We start from the raw sequence: 19,992 nt of genomic DNA, 5'->3' as shown, positions 1-19,992 counted from the left end.
CGCTTACAACTGCCAGGAGCCGATATCGGCATTCACGCCGTCACCGTCTGGCTGGCCGTCGGCGCCCAGGGAGAACACATCGACTTCGCCGTTCGCCCCCGGGTTGAGGTAGTGGTAAGGACGGCCCCAAGGGTCGTTGGGCAAGCGTTCCAGGTAGGAGCGCCAGTTGCTGTTCTTGGCGTCCGCCGGGCGCTCCACCAGGACTTTCAGGCCCTGGTTCATGCTCGGGTAGGTGCCGTGGTCGAGGCGATAGAGCTTGAGGGCCTGCATCAGCCCGCCGATGTCCTGCTTGGCCGCCGTGGCGCGGGCCTGGTCCGGCCGGTCGAGGACCTTGGGCACCACCATCGCGGCCAGGATCCCGAGGATGACCACCACCACCATGATCTCGATCAGGGTGAAACCGCCCTGGCCGCGTGGGCGGCGGGGCTGACGGCAAGATCCGGGGGGTGACATGCAGTGCGCGACATCCATCTCGACATTCCTTGGCTTGATTTCGATTCGTCGCGCAGTGTTGCAAGAAAATATGTCAGTGATATTGACGTTGCTCGGGAGTGTCCGTAGCCAATCGGTCAAATTTGCCGGGTAGCCTGCAAGCCTTCATTCGCGCCACGAGACGCCCATGCCGGGAGCACGCAAGCAGCAACGGGGCTTCACCTTGATCGAGGTATTGGTGGCGCTGGCGATCATCGCCGTGGCCATGTCGGCGGCGGTGCGCGTGGCCGGGTTGATGACTCAGGGCAACGGCCTGCTGCGGGACAAATCCATCGCCATGCTGGCGGCCCAGTCGCGCCTGGCGGAACTGCGCCTGGAAGGCCGCTTCGCCCCGGGCAGCAAGAATATCGAGTGCGATCAGGGCCGGCTGAAGCTGCGTTGCGAGCAAAACATCGGGCCCGGCCCCGACCCGCGGCTGTCCCGGGTCAGCGTGCTGGTCCTGGACCGCAGCCGCGAGGCCCCGCCCCTGGCGCGCCTGGACACCCTGGTGGCGCGCGTACCGAAAAACACCAATCGCTGACCAGGCCCTTTGTAGGAGCGAGGCTTGCCCGCGATGGCGTCCGTTCAGACAATCCGCGTTGCCTGGATCGCGGGCAAGCCTCGCTCCTACAGGTTGCGTGCGGGTGCCGCGCCGTCGCTCTATTGCCGGGTCAGCACCGGCAGCGCCGGGCCTTCCGGCAGCTTGCCGACATCCAGTCGCGAGCGCTCGCCGCCGCGCTCGATCACCACCGCGTCGCCCTCGATGGCCACCAGTCGCACGCCCTGGGCCAGGCGTTCGCCCACCAGGAAACTGCGCGGCGGCGCGTCGTTGAGGCTGAGGATCGCCACCGCGCCGCGGGGGCTGGCCAGCAACCCGGTGACCTTGATGTCCAGTACCTGCGGCTGGTTGGAAAACCACTGCTGCGCCGGGCTTTGCGCGCGCGCCGCGAGGGTTTGCGGCGGCGCCTGCGGGGTGCGCGACTCGGCGGGCGTCAGCAGCAGCGACGACCAGGTCGCCACCCCGGCCACGATGGCCAGCAGGGCCAGCGCCTGCACCAGCTGCGGCGGGGAAAATCGATGGGCGAATGCCATGGCGGGGACCTCCTGTTTGTCCGTCCTCGCAGCCTACCGGGCAATGGTCACGTTTTTATTTCACATTCGCCGGGCAGGATGAAAACCGACGCACAGGAGCCGCGCCCCCATGACCCGATCCCGACAACAGGGTTTCACCCTGATCGAACTGATGGTGGTGCTGGTGATCATCGGGATCGCCAGCGCCGCCATCAGCCTGAGCATCCGCCCCGACCCGCTGCAAGGCCTGCGCAAGGACGCCGAGCGCCTGGCGCAGCTGCTGCAGGTGGCCCAGGCCGAAGCCCGGGTCGACGGCCGGCCCATCAGTTGGCGCGCGGACGCCAAGGGTTTCGCCTTCAGCCGGACCAGCGAGGACGGTCGCGGCGTCGACCGTTTCAAGGACGACCCGCAGCTGCGCCCGCGCCCCTGGGAAAGCCCGTCGATCAAGGTGCGGATCGAGCCCGGCCCACGCCTGGTGCTCAATGCCGAATGGATAGACGCGCCGTTGCAGGTACGGCTTTCCGACGGCCAGCACAGCCTGACCGTGCAGCGCACGGCCAGCGGCGTGGTGCGGGTGGTGGCGCTGCAATGAACCGCCGCCGGAACGACCGCCAGGGCGGCTTTACCCTGATCGAGGTGATGGTGGCGATCCTGCTGATGGCGGTGGTCAGCGTCATCGCCTGGCGCGGCCTGGACAGCGTCAGCCGCGCCGACAGCCATTTGCAGGCCAGCAGCGAACAGACCGAGGCGCTGTTGCGCACTCTGCATCAGCTGGAGCGCGACGTGGCGTTGCGGGCCAGCGTCGAGCTCAAGGAGCCGGCCCTGCCCGGGGCCGATGCCGGCGCCGAGGCCGCCGCGGTACCGGCCGCGCTGACCGTGCGCAGCGCCGACGGTGGAACCTTCCGCCTCGACGTGATCCGCAGCGCGGCGATCCCCGGCGACGGCCTGCAACGGGTGCGCTGGTGGCTCAAGGGCGACACCCTGTACCGCGCGGCGGCCGCCGCGCGCGATCGTTATCCGCTGCCGGCGCCGAACAACGGCGTGGCGGTGCTGGAACACGTCAGCGCATTGCAAGTGCGGGTCTGGGACCGGGACAAGGGCTGGCGCCAGCTCAGCGGCAACCGCAAGGAAAACCCCCCGGGCCTGGAAATCCGCCTGGTGCGCCAGACGCCCCAGGGCGAAGAACGTTATCGCCAGGTCTTGGGGCCGCTGGAATGACCCCGGCGGCCGCGCCGTTGCGCCAGATAAACCGCGGGCCCAGGCTTGGCGAGGACTTCGTCCTCGTACGCAGCCTCGCTGCGCTCGGCAGCGGCTACAAGAATCGCGGCAATCTGTAGGAGCGAGCTTGCTCGCGATAGAGCCAGCCTGGGCACCGCCGCCCTTCAGCTCAACAGCACCACGCCGCCGGGCAGCTCGGTGCATTTGGCGCCGTAGGCGTCGCGAATCAGCAGGGCCACGCCGGCCAGCTGGTTGAGGTTGAACCGGGCCTGCACCTTGCGCTTGCCCAGCTCGGCGTTGAGCAGCACCAGCATGCCCGGGCGGTAGCGGTTGATTTCGTCGATCACGGTGTTGAGGGTGGCGTTGTCGAACACCAGCACCTGTTCACGCCAGGCGATCACCGTCGTCGGGTCCACCGCTCGCGGCTCGCCGACCTGGCGGCTGTCGTACGTCAGCTGGCGGCCGCTGTCCAGGCGAATCAGGCGGCCGCCGACCTCGACTTGCAACGCGCCGTCGATACAGGTCACGCAGACGCTGTGGTCGGTGTTGCGCACGTTGAAACGCGCCCGGGACGCACTCAGCCAGCCGTCGCCGGCCTGGACCCGCACCGGCAGCGCGCCCTGGCTCGACACCTCGACCTCGCCTTCGAGCAACTCGATGCCCTGCCCGCCTTCGGCCAGCTGGCGCCGGCTGATGCGGGTCTGGGTGTTGAGTTCCAGGCTCAGGCCGTCGTCCAGCTCGACCCGGCGCTGTTCGCCGACCGCCGTGCTGTAGTCGGCGCCCAGCCCGGCAAAACCGCCGGGCAACGAAACCCGCACGGCGACCAGCGCCACCGACGCCGCCAACGCCCCGCCGAGAAACGCCCGGCGCCCGAAGCGCCGCGGCCGGGCCTCGCGCTGCCACTGTTCGGCGGCCGGTTGCAGGCTGTGCCACAAGCGCTTGGCCTGCTCGAACGCCTCGGCATGCTGCGGGCTCTGCGCGCACCACTGCTGCAAGGCCCGCGCATCGGCGGCGGTGGCTCGCCCCGACGTCAACAGGACCAGCCAGTCCTGGGCCTCGTGGCGCAACCGGTGGTCCGGTGCGGCCCGAGAGGAAGAGATGCTAAAGATGTTCAAGCGTGCAGGTACTCACGGATTAATCGGGGCCTTTGTGACTAGGACGGTTTTCCGGCGCCGGGACCGAACCGCTGAATCACTTTTCTTTCAAGGCGCGCGGCGCAATGGCCCAGGGCCGCCTTGATTTCCTTCTCGACCATCCGTGTCGAAATACCGAAGCGCTGGGAAATTTCCAGGTGCGGCGCCTCCTCCAGGCGCGCGGCGATGAAGATCCTGCGCCGCCGCGCCGGCAGCTCGTAGAGCGCCTTGAGCAGGGACTGGATTTCCTTCTGCCCGCCCACCACCCGCGACGGGTCCAGGGCCTCGTCGCTGATCTGCAACAGCTCCTCGACCTCGCTGCCGGTCAGCAACCGGGCGTCGGCCTGGCGGCGGTCGGCGGCGATGTTCAGGGCCATGCGATAGAGGTAGGCATTGGGCTGGGCCAGGTTCGGCGGCGCTTCCATGCGGTCGACCCGCAGGTAGGTTTCATGCAGCACGTCGTTGGCCAGGTCCTCCGAGCCCAGGCGGCGGCGCAGGCGCGCCTTGAAGTCGTCGTAGGAGCTCAGGAACAACCTGACCATCGGACTGTGCCCGGTATTCTTCATGCCCCGGAAGCTCCTTCCCGCTGTCGGCAATCCATGGGTTTTCCTGTGCTGTCGGGCAGCAGAAGCAAGGTCACGGGCTGGCGCAGCGAACTCGGCGCCGGGCGCTCGACCCAGGTCTCGCCGAGGCTCTGCACCAGCGCCTCGTCGCGGCTCAGGTCGCCGGTGGTGGTGACCAGGCGGCTGTGCTCGATATGCCCGCCGCGGTCGATCCACAGTTGCAGCACCGCGCGGTAGCGACCCGGGCGGGTCAATTCCGAACGGCACAGGCCGGCCTCCACCGCGCGCTGCAAGGCGCTGGCGAAACTGCCGTTGGCCCAGGCCCCGGCGCTGCCGCCCGCGCCTTTGGCGGCGGGCGGATCGCTGAGTTGGGCGACTTGCAAGGTAAAAGCATCGGAACGGGCGTAACGGGCCATCAAACCACTCCCTGTCAGCAGGCGACTCAAGGCATCCCGGGCGCTGTAGCGCCCCTGGACCCGTACCGAGCGACGCCCCCGGGTCAGTTCGCGGTCCACCAGCACCGCCATCCCGGTCGAACGACTGAAAAGTTCCAGGGCGTCGGCCAGGTCCTGGGCGGCGATGTCCAGGTCCTGCAACTGTCGCGAATCCACCATCGGCGGCTCCGCCCGGGCCACGCCCGAGACCGCCAGCGCCAATAGCAGCGCAAGGCCGCAGCGCGCGATCCACGCGTGAAAGAAAGACCGATACCCGACCTTTGCTCGGCGTCGCTGCACGGCTGACCTGTCCCTGAAAACCGTCATCCTGAGGCCAGTTTATGAATCTGGTGTGACGGCGCCCGCAAAAAAACCATCACCTTTTCGCCACGCGTCCTGCTCTACACTCAAGGACCACAACGGCCCCTCCCGGGCCCGCCAGGAGGCCCCCATGAAACACCGTGTCTACACCCTTGCCGCCAGCCTGCTGCTCGGTGCCCTGCTGCCGCTGGCCGGCCACGCCGCCGAGCCTGTCGAACCGCCGGCCGAAAACGCCACGGCCGTCGGCCGAGGCGGTTGCGTGGATGTCAGCGTCGGCGGTTACAAGGCCCCGGACTACGATTGCCTGAGCCAACAGATGGGCAACAACCCCGACGGCGCCAAGGCCACCCAGATGAACCAGGAAGCCATGCAGGTGCCGATCAACAAACGCGCGCCGAACCAGATGGGCCTGGCCACGCCCGCGGCCACCGGCACGCGGATGGGCAACAGCTTCGGCACCTCGGTGACCCCGCAGCGGCCTTGAGGTTGGGTGTCGGCCTGACGGGTCTTGTCGCGAGCCAGCTCGCTCCTACAAAGAACGCGGCCGTCCCTGTAGGAGCGAGCTGGCTCGCGATCGACGGCGCAGCCGTCGTTATCGAGGCGTCACGCCGCCCATTGCCGCGCCACCACCGCCAGCTCGGCCCGGGCCCGTTCCAGGGCTTCCTCGCGGGCTTCGGGGTTGGCGAATTGCAGCGGCTGGGCGTCGACGAACAGCGGCTGTTCCACGCCGATAAAGGCAAAGGCGGCCTTCAGCGCCGGGGTCAGCGCGTCCATCCAGGCCATGGGATTGCCCGGGCGCAGGTCGGCGCCGCGGCTGGTGAGGAACAGCACCTTCTGCCGGGTCAACTGGCCGACGATACCGTCCGGGGTGTTGAGGTAGGTCAGCTCGGTGCGGGTGATGCTGTCGATGAACGCCTTGAAGGTCGACGGCATCGACCAGTTGTACATCGGCATGGCGAACAGGCAGGCGTCGGCGTCCATCACCCGCTGGCACAGGGCGTCCGAGGCCGCCAGGGTCTGGCGCATTTCTTCCGTGCGCGCATGCGGCGCGGTGTAGGTGGCGATGGCAAAGGCTTCGCTGACGTGGGGCGGCGTTTCCACCGCGAGGTCCAGGTAGTCGATGTCCAGTTCCACGCCCTGGCCTTGCAGCAGCTCGATGAAGTGACGGCCCAGGGCCCGGGAATTGGAACGCTGGCCTTTGGAGCTGGCGTCGACGTGCAGCAGTTTCATGACAGTTACCTTGGTGGGATTGAAAAACGGGGTTAAACGCTGGGCTGTTGGCGAAACGCCACGGCCAGGCGGTTCCAGCAGTTGATGGCGGCCACCGCGACGGTCAGGTCGACCAGCTCGCGTTCGCTGAATTCGCCGCGTGCGGCCTGGAACACCCCATCCGGCACCGCGGCCTCGGACAACAGGGTCACCGCCTCGCTCCAGGCCAGCGCGGCCTTTTCCCGCGGGCTGAACGCCGCCGAATCGCGCCACACGCTCAGGGCATGCAGCCGCGGCTCGCTCTCGCCGTGTTGACGGGCCTGCACCGCATGCATGTCGGCGCAGAACGCGCAGTGGTTGAGCTGCGAAACACGGACCTTGACCAGTTCCAGCAGCGGCTTCTCGATGGACAGCTCGAAGGTCTGGGCTTCGAGCATCAGCAGGCCCTTGAGGGCTTCTGGCGAGGCGCTGTAGTAATCCAGGCGGGGTTCCATGGGGCACCGTGGGCGTTGCGAATGGATATGGCATAGCCTAAGGGGCGTGGCCGCCAGGTCCTATAACCAATCCCGGGGGTTATGGGCAGTCCAATGGGCCGGCCGCTACACCAAACCCGGCCTTGGGGGTAATCTGGCGGGCACTGATCGTTTTGGAATCTCATCGATGGAACTGCATGTCGTCATCAACGGGCGCAAGGACCTGGCCGAGCAGCTGTACCGGCAATTGCGCGACGCCATCGAGTGCGGACGGCTGGCGACGGGCACACAGTTGCCGCCCAGCCGCCTGCTGGCCGAGCAACTGGGCATCTCGCGCAAGACTGTGTCGGACACCTACAGCCTGCTGACCTACGAAAACTTTTTGATCGGCCGGATCGGCCGCGGCACCTTCGTCAACGCCCGCCCGGTCAAGGCCGAACGCAAGCAGAGCGCCGCGGACCTGGCCTGCGCGCAAAGCCTGGAAAAATGGCAGGAACTGCCCTCGCCCCTGAGCCATCCGACCCTGGAAGGCACCTCGCGCTACGAGTTCATCGGCGGCGCCACCACACGCAATCAGTTCCCCCAGGAAGAATGGCGGCGCTGCACCCAGGACGCCCTGCGCCGGGTGGCCCAGAGCGGCGGTTTCTACAGCCAGCCCGAAGGCCTGCCGGCCCTGCGCAGCGCGATTGCCGGGCATGTGTCGTTCTCCCGCGGCGTGATCTGCGGCGACGCCGACATCGTGGTCTGCAATGGCGCGCAACAGGCCCTCGACCTGATCGCCCGGGTGGTGCTGGAACCCGGCAGCCTGGTGGCCATGGAAGACCCCGGCTACACCCCCGCGCGCCTGTTGTTCAGCGCCCAGGGCGCGACGGTGGTCGGGGTGCCGGTGGACGAGGAAGGCATCCAGGTCGAGCGGATTCCCGACGGCGTGCGGCTGATCTACGTCACCCCGTCCCACCAGTTCCCCCTGGGCATGCCCATGAGCCACGCCCGCCGCGAAGCCCTGCTGGAGCGGGCGCGGGAGTTGGGGGCGATCGTCATCGAGGACGACTACGACAGCGATTTCCGCTACGAGGGACGCCCCACCGACTCCCTGCAAAGCCTGGATAAACGCGGCGTGGTGGCCTATGTCGGGACCTTCTCCAAGACCATGCTGCCGCAGTTGCGCCTGGGCTACGCGGTGCTGCCGCCGGCGATCCTGCCGGCGGTGGTCAAGGCCAAGCGCCTGAGCGATTGCCACACCTCGACCCTGCCGCAATGGGCACTGGCCAAGTTCATTGCCGAGGGCTACCTGCTCAAGCACATCCGCCGCTGCCACACGGTGTACGCCGGGCGCCGCGAGCGCATCCTGCAACGCCTCGACGGCGACCTCGCGCCCTGGCTGCAGGCCGTGCCGTCCACCGCCGGCTTCCACATGGCGGCACTGTGCAAGGTGCCGGTGAACATCCCATTGCTGTTGGAGCTGGCGAAGAAAGTCGAGGTCGGGCTGTACCCGCTGCACGGTTTCTTCTATCAGCAGCCGGTCAGGGACGGGCTGTTCATCGGCTTCGGCGCCATCGAAACCCTGGACATCGACCCGGCCCTGGGCAAGGTGCGCGACCTGCTGCGGCAGATCGCCTGATTGGCCCGGGGCTTTTCCCGGGGATTGGCTATTTTTGTTGCAACCTCGCGGCCCTACCCTAAGCCTCCACCCCATGCCGTCGCGGCGGATACCTTGCGCCGCCGACGGGACTTCGCGGAGGATTCCAGATGTCCAGTCCAGCCATCAACACCGTGCAGATCCGCGCCGCCCAGGGCCGCTCGGACGAGCTTGGCCAACGTTTGACGACGCTGCTCGCCACCCTGGGCGCGGCCCCCGGTTGCCTGGCGTACAGCGCTCGCCGCGACGCCGGCGACCCCTTGCACTGGACCGTGCGCGGCCAGTGGCGCTCGGCGGCCGAGATGCAGGCGCATTTCCGCCTGCCGGCGGCCCAGGGCTTCATCGACCTGCTGGCCAGCCGCCTGGCCTGCGCCCTGGACTTCGATCACTGAGGCATTGGTCTGCCGTTCTTTGCCGGGATTGGTTATAGGCCGATCGGGGAGCTCGGCTTACCTTGAATCACCCCCTCGAACCGGAGAAACCCAGATGAAAACCCTCAACGCCCTCACCTGCGCCCTTGCCGGCCTCGGCCTGCTGACCAGCCTTGGCGCCGCCGCCCATGACCCGGTGTACGGCCAGGAAAAGCTCACTGTCCTGCAGGAGCATCAGTTGACCAACGCCCCCGGCAAGACCGCCATGATGCTCACCGTCGAGTACGCTCCGGGCCAGGCCACGGTGCCGCACATGCACGCCGGCTCGGCCATGGCCTATGTGCTGGAAGGCGAGATCACCTCGCGGGTCAACGACGAGCCGGCCATCACCTACAAAGCCGGGCAATCCTGGTACGAGCCGGCCGGCTCGCAGCATCCGGTGTCGGCCAACGCCAGCACCACCCAGCCGGCCAAGCTGCTGGTGTTCATGCTCAAGGACGACAAGGACGACGTGCTGACGCCGCTGAAAAAATAAGCCCCGGCCTCTCCTGTAGGAGCGAAGCTTGCTCGCGATGAGGCCGGTACAGACAACGCCGGATAAGCGGCTGTCTGGCCGCTGCGCGGATCGCGAGCAAGCTTCGCTCCTACAGGGGGCGGCCATACCGATTCCATGAGGCAAAAAAAAGCCCCGTATCTCGCGATACGGGGCTTTTTCAGGCAACGCTCGATCAGGCGGTGACGAGCACCGATTGACCGCTCATGGCCAGGTCCAGCAGTTCGCGGTTGGCCACCGCGTACATGGCGTAGTCGGTGCCGCTGGCGGCACGGATTTCCACCAGCATCGAACGCCAGCGCTCGACCATGCTCTGGTTCTGCTCAAGCCACAGGGCCACGCGGGCTTCCATGTCTTGCGGCGCGTCGGCCATTTGCAGGACCGAGATGGTGATCGCCCGCTGCTGCCAGTCCACGTCGTCGCGGAAGGCTTCGCGCGCCTGGGCCTGCCAGTTGTTGGCCACCGGCAGATCGCTGATCTGCTGCAGGTACCACGGCAAGTCCAGGGCGCTGCCCACGGCGAAGTAGGCCTTGGCCACATCGGCGGCGTCGTGGCCGGTCACGTCGGCGGCCTCGATGATCGGCAGCAGGGTGTACAGGTGGGTGGTACCTGCCACCATGCGCGCCAACAGCTCAGGCACGCCGGCCTCGACGTACGCGGTGTAGCGGGTCTGCCAGCCTTCGCGGGTCGGGCCTTCCAACAGCTCGTCGAGCTTCAGGCCCAGCGCCGCCAGGTGCGGGCCGAAGTGCGCGACATCGCGCGCCGCGTCCTGCTCGTTGCGACGGCTGCGCAGGAACCAGCGGGTGGCGCGACGGCCGAGGCGCATCAGCTCGTCCATCAGCTCCAGTTGCACCTGGGCCGAAACCTGGTGGTCCAGGGCTTCGATCTGGCGGAACCAGTGCGGGAGATGGAAGATGTCGCGCACGATCACATAGGCGCCCGCCACGTTGGCCGGGCTCATGCCGGTGGACTCCTTCAAGCGCTGCACGAAGGTGATGCCCATGTGGTTGACCAGGTCGTTGGCGATCTGGGTGCTGACGATCTCGCGCTTCAGGCGGTGACGGCGCATGGCGTCGGCGAACTTGCTGACCAGGGTCGGCGGGAACGCGGTTTCCATGTCGCGGGTCAGGTAGTCGTCGTCCGGCACCAGGGAGCCCAGCAGCTGCTCCTTGAGGTCGATCTTGCTGTAGGAGATCAGCACCGACAGTTCCGGACGGGTCAGCCCGTGGCCGGCGGCGACGCGCTCGTTCAGCTGCTCCTCGGACGGCAGGAACTCGATGGCGCGGTCCAGCTTGCCGCGGCCTTCCAGGTCGCTCATCAGGCGCTTGTACTCGGCGATCCGGGCAAAGGCGCGACGCGCCGCCAAAGACAAAGCCTGGGTCTGCTTGTAGTTGTTGCCCAACACCAGGCCACCGACTTCGTCGGTCATGCTCGCCAGCAGCTGGTTGCGCTGCTTGTCGGTCATGTCGCCGGCCTGCACCACTTCGTTGAGCAGGATCTTGATGTTCACTTCGTGGTCGGAGCAGTCCACGCCGCCGGCGTTGTCGATGAAGTCGGTGTTGGAACCGCCGCCGTTGAGGCCGAATTCCACACGACCCAGCTGGGTCATGCCGAGGTTGCCGCCCTCGCCCACCACCTTGCAGCGCAGCTCGTTGCCGTTGACCCGCAACGCGTCGTTGGCCTTGTCGCCGACGTCGGCGTGGCTTTCAGTGCTGGCCTTGACGTAGGTGCCGATACCGCCGTTCCACAGCAAGTCCACCGGCGCCTTGAGCAAGGCGTTGAGCAGCTCGGTCGGGGTCAGCTTGTCGGCCTGGATGTCGAAGCGTTCCTTCATCTGCGGCGAAATGGCGATGCTCTTCGCGCTGCGCGAGAAGATGCCGCCGCCTTCGGACATGATGCTGCTGTCGTAGTCGCTCCAGGCCGAGCGCGGCAGGTCGAACAAGCGCTGGCGCTCGACGAAGCTGGTGGCCGGGTTCGGGTTCGGGTCGATGAAGATGTGCAGATGGTTGAAGGCGGCGACCAGTTGCAGCTTGTCGGACATCAGCAAGCCGTTGCCGAACACGTCGCCGGCCATGTCGCCCACGCCTACCACGGTGATGCTGTCTTCCTGGACGTTGATGCCGCGCTCGCGGAAGTGGCGCTGCACGCCGACCCACGCGCCCTTGGCGGTGATGCCCATCTTCTTGTGGTCGTAGCCGGCGGAGCCGCCGGAGGCGAACGCGTCGCCCAGCCAGAAGCCGTAGTCGATGGCGATGCCGTTGGCGATGTCGGAGAAGGTCGCGGTGCCTTTGTCGGCCGCCACCACCAGGTACGGGTCATCGTCGTCGTGACGCACGACGTTGGCCGGCGGCACCAGGGCGCCGTCCTTCAGGTTGTCGGTGATGTCCAACAGGCCCGAGATGAAGATGCGGTAGCAGGCGATGCCTTCGGCCGCGATCTCGTCACGGCTGCCACCCAGCGGCAGGCGACGCGGCAGGAAGCCGCCCTTGGCGCCCACCGGCACGATCACCGAGTTCTTCACTTGCTGGGCTTTTACCAGGCCCAGGACTTCGGTGCGGAAGTCTTCCTCGCGGTCGGACCAGCGCAGGCCGCCGCGGGCGACGTTGCCGAAACGCAGGTGCACGCCTTCGACGCGCGGCGAGTAGACGAAGATCTCGAACTTCGGTACCGGCTTGGGCAGCTCGGGAATCGCGTGCGGGTTGAACTTGAAGCTGAAGTAGGACTTGTTCTGGCCGTTGGCGTCGGTCTGGTAGAAGTTGGTCCGCAGGGTAGCCTTGATCAGGTCCAGGTAGCGACGCAGGATGCGGTCTTCGTTGAGCACCTGGACCTCGTCCAGGGCGGTGAGGATCGCGTGTTCCAGGCGTTGCTGCTTGTCTTCCAGGTCTTCGCTGGTGAGCTTGCGCGCCAGGTAGAAACGGGTCTTGAACAACCGGGTCAGCTCGCGGGCGATGTCGGTGTGGTTGTTCAGGGTGCTGGCGATGTACCCCAGGTCGAAGCCCAGGCGGATCTGCTTCAGGTAGCGGGCGTAGGCACGCAGCAGCGCGACGTCGCGCCATGGCAGGCCAGCGGTCAGCACCAGGCGGTTGAACGCATCGTTCTCGGCGTCGCCGCGGACGATATGGACAAAGGCGTCCTGCAGGGTGTCGTTGAGCTGCTGGATATCCAGGTCCAGGCCTTCGGCGGCGGTGAAGGCGAAGTCATGGATCCAGAACTCGCGGCCGTTGGTGTGGCGCAGGCGGTACGGGAACTCACCGAGCACGCGCAGGCCGAGGTTTTCCAGGATCGGCAGGACGTCGGACAGCGCCAGCGGGGTATCGGCGTGGTACAGCTTGCAGTGCAGCTCGCGCTGGCCGGAGACCTGGCCCAGCGGCTGGTAGAAGCTCATCACTAGCGGATTTTTTTCCGAGAGGCTCAGCAGGTGCTGCATGTCGACCACCGCCGAATGCGCGGCGAAGCGCTCGCGGTAGCCGGCCGGGAAGCCTTTCGGGAAGTCGGCCAACACATTGGTGCCGTGGGCTTCGCCGAAGCTTTCGACGGTCAGGGCGGCGTAGTCGTCCTGCCAGCTGCGGCAGGCCTGCACCACTTCTTTTTCCAGCAGCAGCGGATCGATGTCGAGGCGGTTCTTCGGGTCGACCCGCAGGATCAGTTGCACGCGCGCCAGCACGGATTCGGAGAAGAAGGTCCAGAACTCGCAGTCGCTGGCCTTGAGGCGATCCATCAGCACTTGCTGGATCTTCTGCCGCACTTCGGTGGAATAGATGTCGCGCGGCACATAGGCCAGGCAGTAGCAGAAGCGGCCGTACGGGTCCTTGCGCAGGAACACGCGGATCTTGTTGCGTTCCTGGATCTGCACGATCGACATCACGGTGCTGAACAGCTCGTCGACCGGGGTCTGGAACAGGTCGTCGCGCGGCAGCACTTCGAGGACCTGGGCCAGTTCCTTGCCCAGGTGCGCCTTGGCCTGGAAGCCGGAGCGCTGCTCGATGATCTCCACCTTGCGGCGGATGTAGGGAATCACGCGCACGCTTTCGCCGTACACCGACGAGGTGTACAGGCCCATGAAGCGGCATTCCTTGAGCACCTTGCCGTCGGCGTCGATCTGGCGGATCGACACGTAGTCCGGGTAGGCCGGACGGTGCACGCGGCTCGGGTGCGCGGCCTTGGCGAACGACAGCGGCGTCGGTTCGCGCAGGTAGTTCACGGCGTAGTCTTCGATGCGCAGGTCGTCGACAGTGAGGCCGGCGCGCAGCAGCTTGGCCAGGCCGAGGAAGGAGTTCTGGTCATATTCGATATGGCCGCCGTTCTGGTCCTCGCGCACCACGAACTCTTCGTAGCCGAGGAAGGTGAAGTGGTTGCCCACCAGCCATTCCAGGAAGCTCTTGATCTCGATCTTTTCATCGCTGTCGATGACGAACTGGCTGTTGCCGATGCCGTCGATCAGTTCCTGGACCTTGGCCTTCATCGGCTCGAAGTCGGCGACCGCGACGCGGACTTCGCCCAGCACCTGCTCCAGCTCCTTGCTCAACACATTGAGCTCGGCGGTGTTGGCGCAGCGGTCGATCTCCAGGTACATCAGCGACTCTTGCTGGACGCCTTCGCCCTGGGTGCCCTTGGGCAGGATTTCCAGCAGCTCGTTCTTGCTCCCGCGACGCACGCTCAGCACGGTGGTCTGCAGGGTATGGATGCTGTAGCCGCGGCGGTTCAGCTCGGTGCGGACCGAGTCCACCAGGAACGGCAGGTCATGGTGCAGGACTTCGACCGCGGTGTGGGTCGACTGCCAGCCATGACGTTCGTAATCGGGGTTGTAGACGCGCACTTGCGGTTGCGCGTGGTCGAAGCGCTCAAGCAGGCGCCAGGCAGAAAGGGTGCAGCCCGCCAGGTCGGACAAGCGACGCTGGGTGAGTTCGTCCAGAGAAATGATGCCGAAGAATTGTTCAGCGAACAGCGCCACTTGTGGCAGTGCCTGTTCACTGATGTGCTGCGCCAGTGCCGCTTGCAGTTGGTGCTGGAAGTCGGCCTTGCTGGCTGCGGTGAAGAACGCCATCTGTGGTACTCCGCTTGGGCTTGTTATTGAGTAAAGCGTCGCATGCAAATCCCCTTGCGGGGCTGTCGGTCATCCTGCTCCTGGATCTCGGGCAGAGGTCGCAGGACGACAGGGTGGTGAAGCTGGACGAGACGCTCAAGTCACATTCACCGTACCCGGATGGGCCTCTGTAAAAACGACTGTCCGGGCCGCCCCGGCAATGCCTTTACAGGTGCCCATCCGTTGCGCAGCTTAACGAGAGCGGCAAGCCTGCTGCTTGCGGTGCTGCGACATATTCGGTCATTGGCAGGCAACTGGCGGGCCAGGCCACCCACAACACTAGCAGCCGGCGGCTAAAATGCCGGCCCGGCCGAGGTTTTGCGGCACTGGCGTACCAGAAAAACCCGCATTCGCGAGCGACGCCGCAACCTGTTCTCTGACACACAAAGCAGCAGAAATTCCCCCGGGCTGGCAGAATTGCCCTTTGATCGCCCTGCTCCGCCGCCGGAGCCAGACCCAGGACCCCGCCCCATGCAAATGACCACCGCCCACCTGATCGCCAATCCGTGCGACGACGAAGAAGACAACATGGCCATGCTCTGCTGCCACAGCGACCGCGGCGAGATGTTCCTGATGACCCGCTACCCGGACGAGGACGAACTGGAGATCACCCTCGACGGCGAGCCTTCGACCCTGGACGGGGTGAAAGTCACCCTGAGCCCGACCCGCCTGCTGCTGGAAATCGCCGCCGGCGACGCCGACGCGCTCAACGGCAGCGACCGCCTGGAAATCCTCCACGGCACCGCCGCCGCGGACCTGGCCGAGGTCGAGCAAACCCTGAAGAACATCCTCGACGGCACTGGCACCTACATCAGCCAGCTCTGAGCCCGCAGCCGGTTTCTTGACAAGAAACCGTCGCCCCGGCATTGTCTGACAACCTGACTTACGAGCCACCGCCTCCCATGCTTCAGCTCCAGCGCCCCGACACCCTGGTCGAACGAGTGGTCAACGCCATCCGCAAGGAAATCGACTCCGGCCGCCTGACCGCCGAATCGCGCCTGCCCACCGAACAGCAATTGACCGAGCAACTGAACGTCAGCCGCTCGGTGGTGCGCGAAGCCGTGGCGCAACTCAAGGCCGACGGCATTCTGATCAGCCGCCGCGGGCTGGGCTCGTACATTTCGCAGAACCCCAACGGCACCGTGTTCCGCTTTCCCAGCCAGAAGGGCCGCAAGCCTGACCTGGCGCAGATGTTCGAAATGCGCCTGTGGATCGAAACCCAGGCCGCCTCCGTCGCCGCCCAGCGCCGTGACGAGGCCGACCTGGCGCGGATGCGCGCCGCCCTGCAGGACATGCACGAGCAGCGCAGCGATTTCGCCGCGGCCGCCCTGGCCGACGTGGCGTTCCACCGGGCCATCGCCGACGCCAGCAAAAACCACTACTTCGTGGCCTTCCATGACTTTCTCCGCGGCCAGCTCGCCGAGGCGCGACGCACCGCCTGGGAGAACTCGGCGGCGCATTCGGTCGGCGGTTCCGCCGACGCCGGTCGCGAACACCAGGCGCTGTACGAAGCCATCGCCGCCGGCGATCGGCTCCAGGCCGCCGCCTGCGCCGAAGCGCACCTGCGGGCCGCCGCCCAACGCTTGAAAATCGACCTGCCCAGCATCGACTGAAACCGCTGACCCGACGGCGCCGCGGTGCGGCGCTTTTTATTCGCCTAGCTTTGTCTGACAACCTGATGATCAGATAAAAACAAGCACCACCAGGATGACATCTGCATGATCCACGACTACTGCATCATCGGCGGCGGCATCGTCGGCCTCGCCACGGCCATGGCGCTGCTTGAGCGCCAGCCCGGCGCCTCGCTGCTGATCCTGGAAAAGGAAAGCGTGCTGGCCCGGCACCAGACCGGCCACAACAGCGGCGTGATCCACGCCGGCATCTACTATGCCCCCGGCAGCCTCAAGGCCGACCTGTGCAAGCGCGGCGCCCAGGCGACCAAGGACTTCTGCACCCAGCACCGGATCAAGTTCGAGGTCTGCGGCAAATTGCTGGTGGCTTCCACCCCGCTGGAAGTCGAGCGCATGCATGCGTTGTACGAGCGCTCGCAACAGAACGGCCTGAAGGTCGAGCGCCTGGACGCCACCGAACTGCGCCGCCGCGAGCCGAATATCGTCGGCCTCGGCGGGCTGTTCCTCGATGCCACCGGCATCGTCGACTACAAACAGGTGTGCCAGGCCATGGCTCGGGTGATCGAGGCCGCGGGCGGCGAGATCCGCCTGGACACAAGCGTCACGGCCATTGCCGAGAGCACCGACTGCGTCACCGTCAGCAGCCAGGACAAGGTCTGGCAGGCCCGCCAGCTGGTGGCCTGCGCCGGCTTGCAATCCGACCGCCTGGCGACCCTGGCCGGGGTCAGGATCGACCACCAGATCATTCCTTTTCGCGGCGAGTACTTCCGCCTGCCCGCGGCGAAGAACGCCATCGTCAACCACCTGATCTACCCGATCCCCGACCCGGAACTGCCGTTTCTCGGCGTGCACCTGACCCGGATGATCGACGGCAGCGTCACAGTCGGCCCCAATGCCGTGCTGGGCCTCGGCCGGGAGAACTACCGCAAGTTCTCGATCGACTGGCGCGACGTGGCCGAGTACGCACGCTTCCCCGGCTTCTGGAAAACCCTCTGGAACAACCTCGGCTCCGGCACCGCGGAAATGAAAAACTCGCTGTTCAAGCGCGGCTACCTGGAACAGTGCCGCAAGTATTGCCCGTCCCTGGAAGTCGAGGACCTGCTGCCTTATGAAGCCGGGATCCGTGCCCAGGCGGTGATGCGCGACGGCACCCTGGTACACGACTTCCTGTTCGCCGAAACCCCGCGCATGGTGCACGTCTGCAACGCCCCCTCGCCGGCCGCGACCTCGGCCATCCCGATCGGCCAGATGATTGCCCAGAGAATTCTCAAGACTGCTTGAACCCCGCTGCACAGGTGCCTGGCGCCTGCTTGAAAATAACTACAAACAACAAGGAAACCTCGGATGTCTGTCTACGAGACGGCCACGGCCGCACCCGAAACGCCGCAACAGAAACGCAAACGCCTGCGCAAGGTCGCGGCCGCGACCATCTTCGGCTCGATGCTGGAGTGGTACGACTTCTACCTCTACGCCACCATGGCGGCCATCGTCTTCTCGAAAATCTTCTTCGACCCCGGCAACCCGAAGGTCGCCTCGCTGCTGGCCTTCTCCACCTTCGCCATCGGCTTTATCGCCCGGCCCTTCGGCGGCGTGCTGTTCGGCTACCTGGGCGACCGGTTCGGACGCAAGCAGGTGCTGGTCATCACCTTCTGCCTGATGGGCGTGTGCACCACCCTGATCGGCCTGATTCCCAGCTACGCCTCGATCGGCATCTGGGCGCCGATCATCCTGGTGCTGGTGCGGATCATCCAGGGCCTGGGCGCCGGCGCCGAACTGTCTGGCGCGGCGGTGACCTCCTATGAACACGCCAGCGAAGGCAAGCGCGGCAGCCAGGGCGCCTGGCCGGCGCTGGGGCTGAACCTGGGCCTTTTGCTGTCGTCCCTGACCGTCTACCTGCTGACCATGAACGGCAACGACTTCCTGCTCGCCGGCGGCTGGCGCATTCCGTTCGTCTGCAGCATCGTCCTGGTCGGCGTCGGCCTGTGGGTGCGCCGCAGCATTCCGGAAACCCCGCAGTTCAAGGAGCTGGACAACGCCCAGGACCCGCACAGCGCCAAGGTCCAGGCCTCGCCCCTCAAGCTGCTGTTCAAGAACGACCTCAAGGGCCTGGTCGTGGTGCTGTTCGTCGCCATCGGCTACAACGCCCTGAGCTACATCTTCAAGACCTTCTCCCTGGCCTACCTGACCCAGTACAAGGGCGTCGAGGCCCACGTCACCTCGCTGTCGGTGACCATCGCCAGCCTGGTGGCGATCGTCGCCGTGCCCTGCTTCGGCTGGCTCTGCGACCGCTGGAGCAGCAAGCAGGTGCTGATGCTCGGCGGCCTGTGCTCGGCGCTGTTCGCCTACCCCTTCCTGAGCCTGCTCAATACCGGCGAACCGCTGATGATCTACCTGGCCATCGCCATCGGTACCGGGGTCCTGGCGCCGATGATGTTCGCCCCCCAGGGCTCGTTCCTCAGCCGCCAGTTCCCGACCCAGACCCGCTCCTCGGGTTTCGGCACCGGCCGGGAAATCGGCACCGCTATCGCCGGGGGCCTGGCGCCCCTGGGCGGCCTGGCCCTGGTGGCCGGTTCGGCCACTCACTCGACCGACGGTGTGGGGCTGATCCTCGCGGTCTCGGGGGTGCTGGTGGTGGTCTTCGCCCTGTGCGACCAGGGCCGCAAGCACTCCAGCTTCAAGAACTGAACCGCCGCCGCTGGCGTGCCGTGAGGGCGGCGCGTCAGCGCGCGGAAAATTAACGGTTATTTGCACAAATTTACCAGCCGCCGTTAGTCGCCAGGGGCCCGGATGGATTAAAGTAACGCCCCCAGCCCTGGCGTTATCCAAACGCCTTCGGTCACCCTCTGCAGGAACAGTCATCGATGGAACATCGTGAAGCGCTACTGGCGCTGCGAACCTTTCTTTCAACGCAGATTCTCGGCCAGGAAAAGCTCATCGAGCGCTTGCTCATCGCCCTGCTCGCCGACGGCCACATGCTGGTCGAGGGCGCCCCGGGCCTGGCCAAGACCAAGGCCATCAAGGATCTGGCGGAAGGCATCGAAGCACAGTTCCATCGCATTCAGTTCACCCCCGACCTGCTCCCCGCCGACATCACCGGCACCGAAATCTATCGTCCGGAAACCGGCAGTTTCGTGTTCCAGCAAGGGCCGATCTTTCACAACCTGGTGCTGGCCGACGAAATCAACCGTGCCCCGGCCAAGGTCCAGTCGGCGCTGCTGGAGGCCATGGCCGAGCGCCAGGTCAGCGTCGGGCGCAGCACCTATGAGCTGTCGCCGCTGTTCCTGGTAATGGCCACGCAGAACCCGATCGAGCAGGAAGGCACCTACCCGCTGCCTGAAGCCCAGCTCGACCGATTCCTGATGCACGTGAAGATCGGTTTCCCCGACGCCGCCGTGGAGCGGCGCATCCTCCAACAAGCCCGCGGCGAAGCGCTGAACGGCGAAACCAAGCCCGAGCGCCGGGTCAGCCAGCAGGCGATCTTCGCCGCGCGCAAGGAAATCCTCGGCCTGTACATGGCCGACGCGGTGGAGGAATACCTGGTGCAGTTGGTGATGGCCACCCGCACCCCGGCCAAGTTCGACCCGGAGATGGCCGAATGGATCGCCTACGGCGCCAGCCCGCGCGGCTCCATCGCCCTCGACCGCTGCGCCCGGGCCCACGCCTGGCTGGCCGGACGCGACTTCGTCAGCCCGGAAGACATCCAGGCGGTGCTGTTCGACGTGTTGCGCCACCGCATTATCCTGTCCTTCGAGGCAGAAGCCGCCGGCATCGACCAGGACCGGGTGGTGCAGCGGATTCTCGACGTCGTAGCCGTCGCTTGAC

Annotated in this window: 20 protein-coding genes; 12 read left to right on the top strand and 8 right to left on the bottom strand. The window is 66.3% G+C overall.

Going from position 1 to position 19,992, the window contains the following annotated elements; genetic code table 11:
- Positions 1-3: 3 nt before the first annotated feature.
- Positions 4-453: a type II secretion system major pseudopilin GspG gene (gspG, locus tag BTN82_RS13335; RefSeq protein ID WP_186828390.1), complete on the bottom strand. Its 450-nt coding sequence runs from the start codon at positions 451-453 to the stop codon at positions 4-6.
- A 166-nt stretch (positions 454-619) separates the two neighbouring features.
- On the opposite strand from gspG, the gene gspI reads away from it, so the two are divergent.
- Positions 620-1,012: a type II secretion system minor pseudopilin GspI gene (gene gspI / locus BTN82_RS13330; RefSeq protein WP_075119581.1), complete on the top strand. Its 393-nt coding sequence runs from the start codon at positions 620-622 to the stop codon at positions 1,010-1,012.
- A 119-nt stretch (positions 1,013-1,131) separates the two neighbouring features.
- Here the strand turns inward: gspI and BTN82_RS13325 are convergent, their stop codons facing one another.
- Entirely contained in the window at positions 1,132-1,563 is a 432-nt protein-coding gene (locus tag BTN82_RS13325) for a type II secretion system protein N (RefSeq protein WP_075119580.1), read from the bottom strand.
- A 109-nt stretch (positions 1,564-1,672) separates the two neighbouring features.
- Between BTN82_RS13325 and gspH the strand changes: the two genes are divergently transcribed.
- Entirely contained in the window at positions 1,673-2,134 is a 462-nt protein-coding gene (gene gspH / locus BTN82_RS13320; RefSeq protein WP_075119579.1) for a type II secretion system minor pseudopilin GspH, read from the top strand.
- Positions 2,131-2,760, top strand: coding sequence for a type II secretion system protein GspJ (locus BTN82_RS13315; protein WP_075119578.1), 630 nt, complete (start codon positions 2,131-2,133; stop codon positions 2,758-2,760). The genes gspH and BTN82_RS13315 overlap by 4 nt, the downstream gene beginning before the upstream one ends.
- A 164-nt stretch (positions 2,761-2,924) precedes the next feature.
- Here the strand turns inward: BTN82_RS13315 and BTN82_RS13310 are convergent, their stop codons facing one another.
- From BTN82_RS13310 to BTN82_RS13300, 3 genes are read right to left on the bottom strand one after another with little or no spacing between them, the layout of a single operon-like run.
- Positions 2,925-3,875, bottom strand: a complete 951-nt coding sequence (locus BTN82_RS13310) for a FecR family protein (RefSeq protein WP_075119577.1) — start codon at positions 3,873-3,875, stop codon at positions 2,925-2,927.
- A 38-nt stretch (positions 3,876-3,913) separates the two neighbouring features.
- A complete protein-coding gene (locus tag BTN82_RS13305) occupies positions 3,914-4,459 on the bottom strand; it encodes a sigma-70 family RNA polymerase sigma factor (RefSeq protein WP_075119576.1) in 546 nt (181 codons plus the stop codon).
- On the bottom strand, positions 4,456-5,070 hold the full coding sequence (locus BTN82_RS13300; protein WP_075119875.1) for an STN domain-containing protein: 615 nt from the start codon (positions 5,068-5,070) through the stop codon (positions 4,456-4,458). The genes BTN82_RS13305 and BTN82_RS13300 overlap by 4 nt, the downstream gene beginning before the upstream one ends.
- 271 nt (positions 5,071-5,341) lie before the next feature.
- On the opposite strand from BTN82_RS13300, the gene BTN82_RS13295 reads away from it, so the two are divergent.
- A complete protein-coding gene (locus BTN82_RS13295) occupies positions 5,342-5,695 on the top strand; it encodes a hypothetical protein (protein WP_075119575.1) in 354 nt (117 codons plus the stop codon).
- A 119-nt stretch (positions 5,696-5,814) separates the two neighbouring features.
- Here BTN82_RS13295 and BTN82_RS13290 read toward each other — a convergent pair whose 3' ends face one another.
- A complete protein-coding gene (locus tag BTN82_RS13290) occupies positions 5,815-6,441 on the bottom strand; it encodes an FMN-dependent NADH-azoreductase (protein WP_075119574.1) in 627 nt (208 codons plus the stop codon).
- Between the two features lie 32 nt (positions 6,442-6,473).
- Positions 6,474-6,914: a carboxymuconolactone decarboxylase family protein gene (locus BTN82_RS13285; protein ID WP_075119573.1), complete on the bottom strand. Its 441-nt coding sequence runs from the start codon at positions 6,912-6,914 to the stop codon at positions 6,474-6,476.
- 166 nt (positions 6,915-7,080) lie between these two features.
- Between BTN82_RS13285 and BTN82_RS13280 the strand changes: the two genes are divergently transcribed.
- The 3 genes from BTN82_RS13280 to BTN82_RS13270 all read left to right on the top strand — a co-directional run bounded on the left by BTN82_RS13280 (position 7,081) and on the right by BTN82_RS13270 (position 9,438).
- Positions 7,081-8,514 carry a PLP-dependent aminotransferase family protein gene (locus BTN82_RS13280; RefSeq protein ID WP_075119572.1) on the top strand — a complete coding sequence of 478 codons (1,434 nt, stop codon included), beginning with the start codon at positions 7,081-7,083 and terminating at the stop codon, positions 8,512-8,514.
- A gap of 128 nt (positions 8,515-8,642) precedes the next feature.
- Positions 8,643-8,924, top strand: coding sequence for a putative quinol monooxygenase (locus tag BTN82_RS13275; protein WP_075119571.1), 282 nt, complete (start codon positions 8,643-8,645; stop codon positions 8,922-8,924).
- Positions 8,925-9,018: 94 nt separating this feature from the next.
- Entirely contained in the window at positions 9,019-9,438 is a 420-nt protein-coding gene (locus BTN82_RS13270) for a cupin domain-containing protein (protein ID WP_075119570.1), read from the top strand.
- 193 nt (positions 9,439-9,631) lie between these two features.
- Here BTN82_RS13270 and BTN82_RS13265 read toward each other — a convergent pair whose 3' ends face one another.
- Positions 9,632-14,500 (bottom strand): NAD-glutamate dehydrogenase, encoded by a 4,869-nt coding sequence (locus tag BTN82_RS13265; protein WP_075119569.1) that lies wholly within the window; start codon positions 14,498-14,500, stop codon positions 9,632-9,634.
- 510 nt (positions 14,501-15,010) lie between these two features.
- Here BTN82_RS13265 and BTN82_RS13260 point away from each other — a divergent pair.
- The 5 genes from BTN82_RS13260 to BTN82_RS13240 all read left to right on the top strand — a co-directional run bounded on the left by BTN82_RS13260 (position 15,011) and on the right by BTN82_RS13240 (position 19,991).
- Positions 15,011-15,364, top strand: a complete 354-nt coding sequence (locus BTN82_RS13260; protein WP_075119568.1) for a hypothetical protein — start codon at positions 15,011-15,013, stop codon at positions 15,362-15,364.
- 77 nt (positions 15,365-15,441) lie between these two features.
- Positions 15,442-16,152, top strand: coding sequence for a FadR/GntR family transcriptional regulator (locus BTN82_RS13255; RefSeq protein WP_075119567.1), 711 nt, complete (start codon positions 15,442-15,444; stop codon positions 16,150-16,152).
- A 105-nt stretch (positions 16,153-16,257) separates the two neighbouring features.
- A complete protein-coding gene (gene lhgO / locus BTN82_RS13250) occupies positions 16,258-17,451 on the top strand; it encodes an L-2-hydroxyglutarate oxidase (RefSeq protein WP_075119566.1) in 1,194 nt (397 codons plus the stop codon).
- A gap of 63 nt (positions 17,452-17,514) precedes the next feature.
- The gene (locus BTN82_RS13245) at positions 17,515-18,855 is read left to right on the top strand and encodes an MFS transporter (RefSeq protein ID WP_075119565.1); all 1,341 of its coding nucleotides are present in this window, start codon (positions 17,515-17,517) and stop codon (positions 18,853-18,855) included.
- Between the two features lie 176 nt (positions 18,856-19,031).
- Positions 19,032-19,991 carry an AAA family ATPase gene (locus BTN82_RS13240; protein WP_075119564.1) on the top strand — a complete coding sequence of 320 codons (960 nt, stop codon included), beginning with the start codon at positions 19,032-19,034 and terminating at the stop codon, positions 19,989-19,991.
- Position 19,992 lies beyond the last annotated feature (1 nt).

The sequence above is a fragment of the Pseudomonas chlororaphis genome (assembly GCF_001921865.1).
GTDB classification, from domain to species: Bacteria; Pseudomonadota; Gammaproteobacteria; order Pseudomonadales; family Pseudomonadaceae; genus Aquipseudomonas; species Aquipseudomonas chlororaphis_D.
The sequence above is the reverse complement of the archived record's forward strand: the minus strand, read 5'-3'. Positions and strand labels throughout refer to the sequence as shown.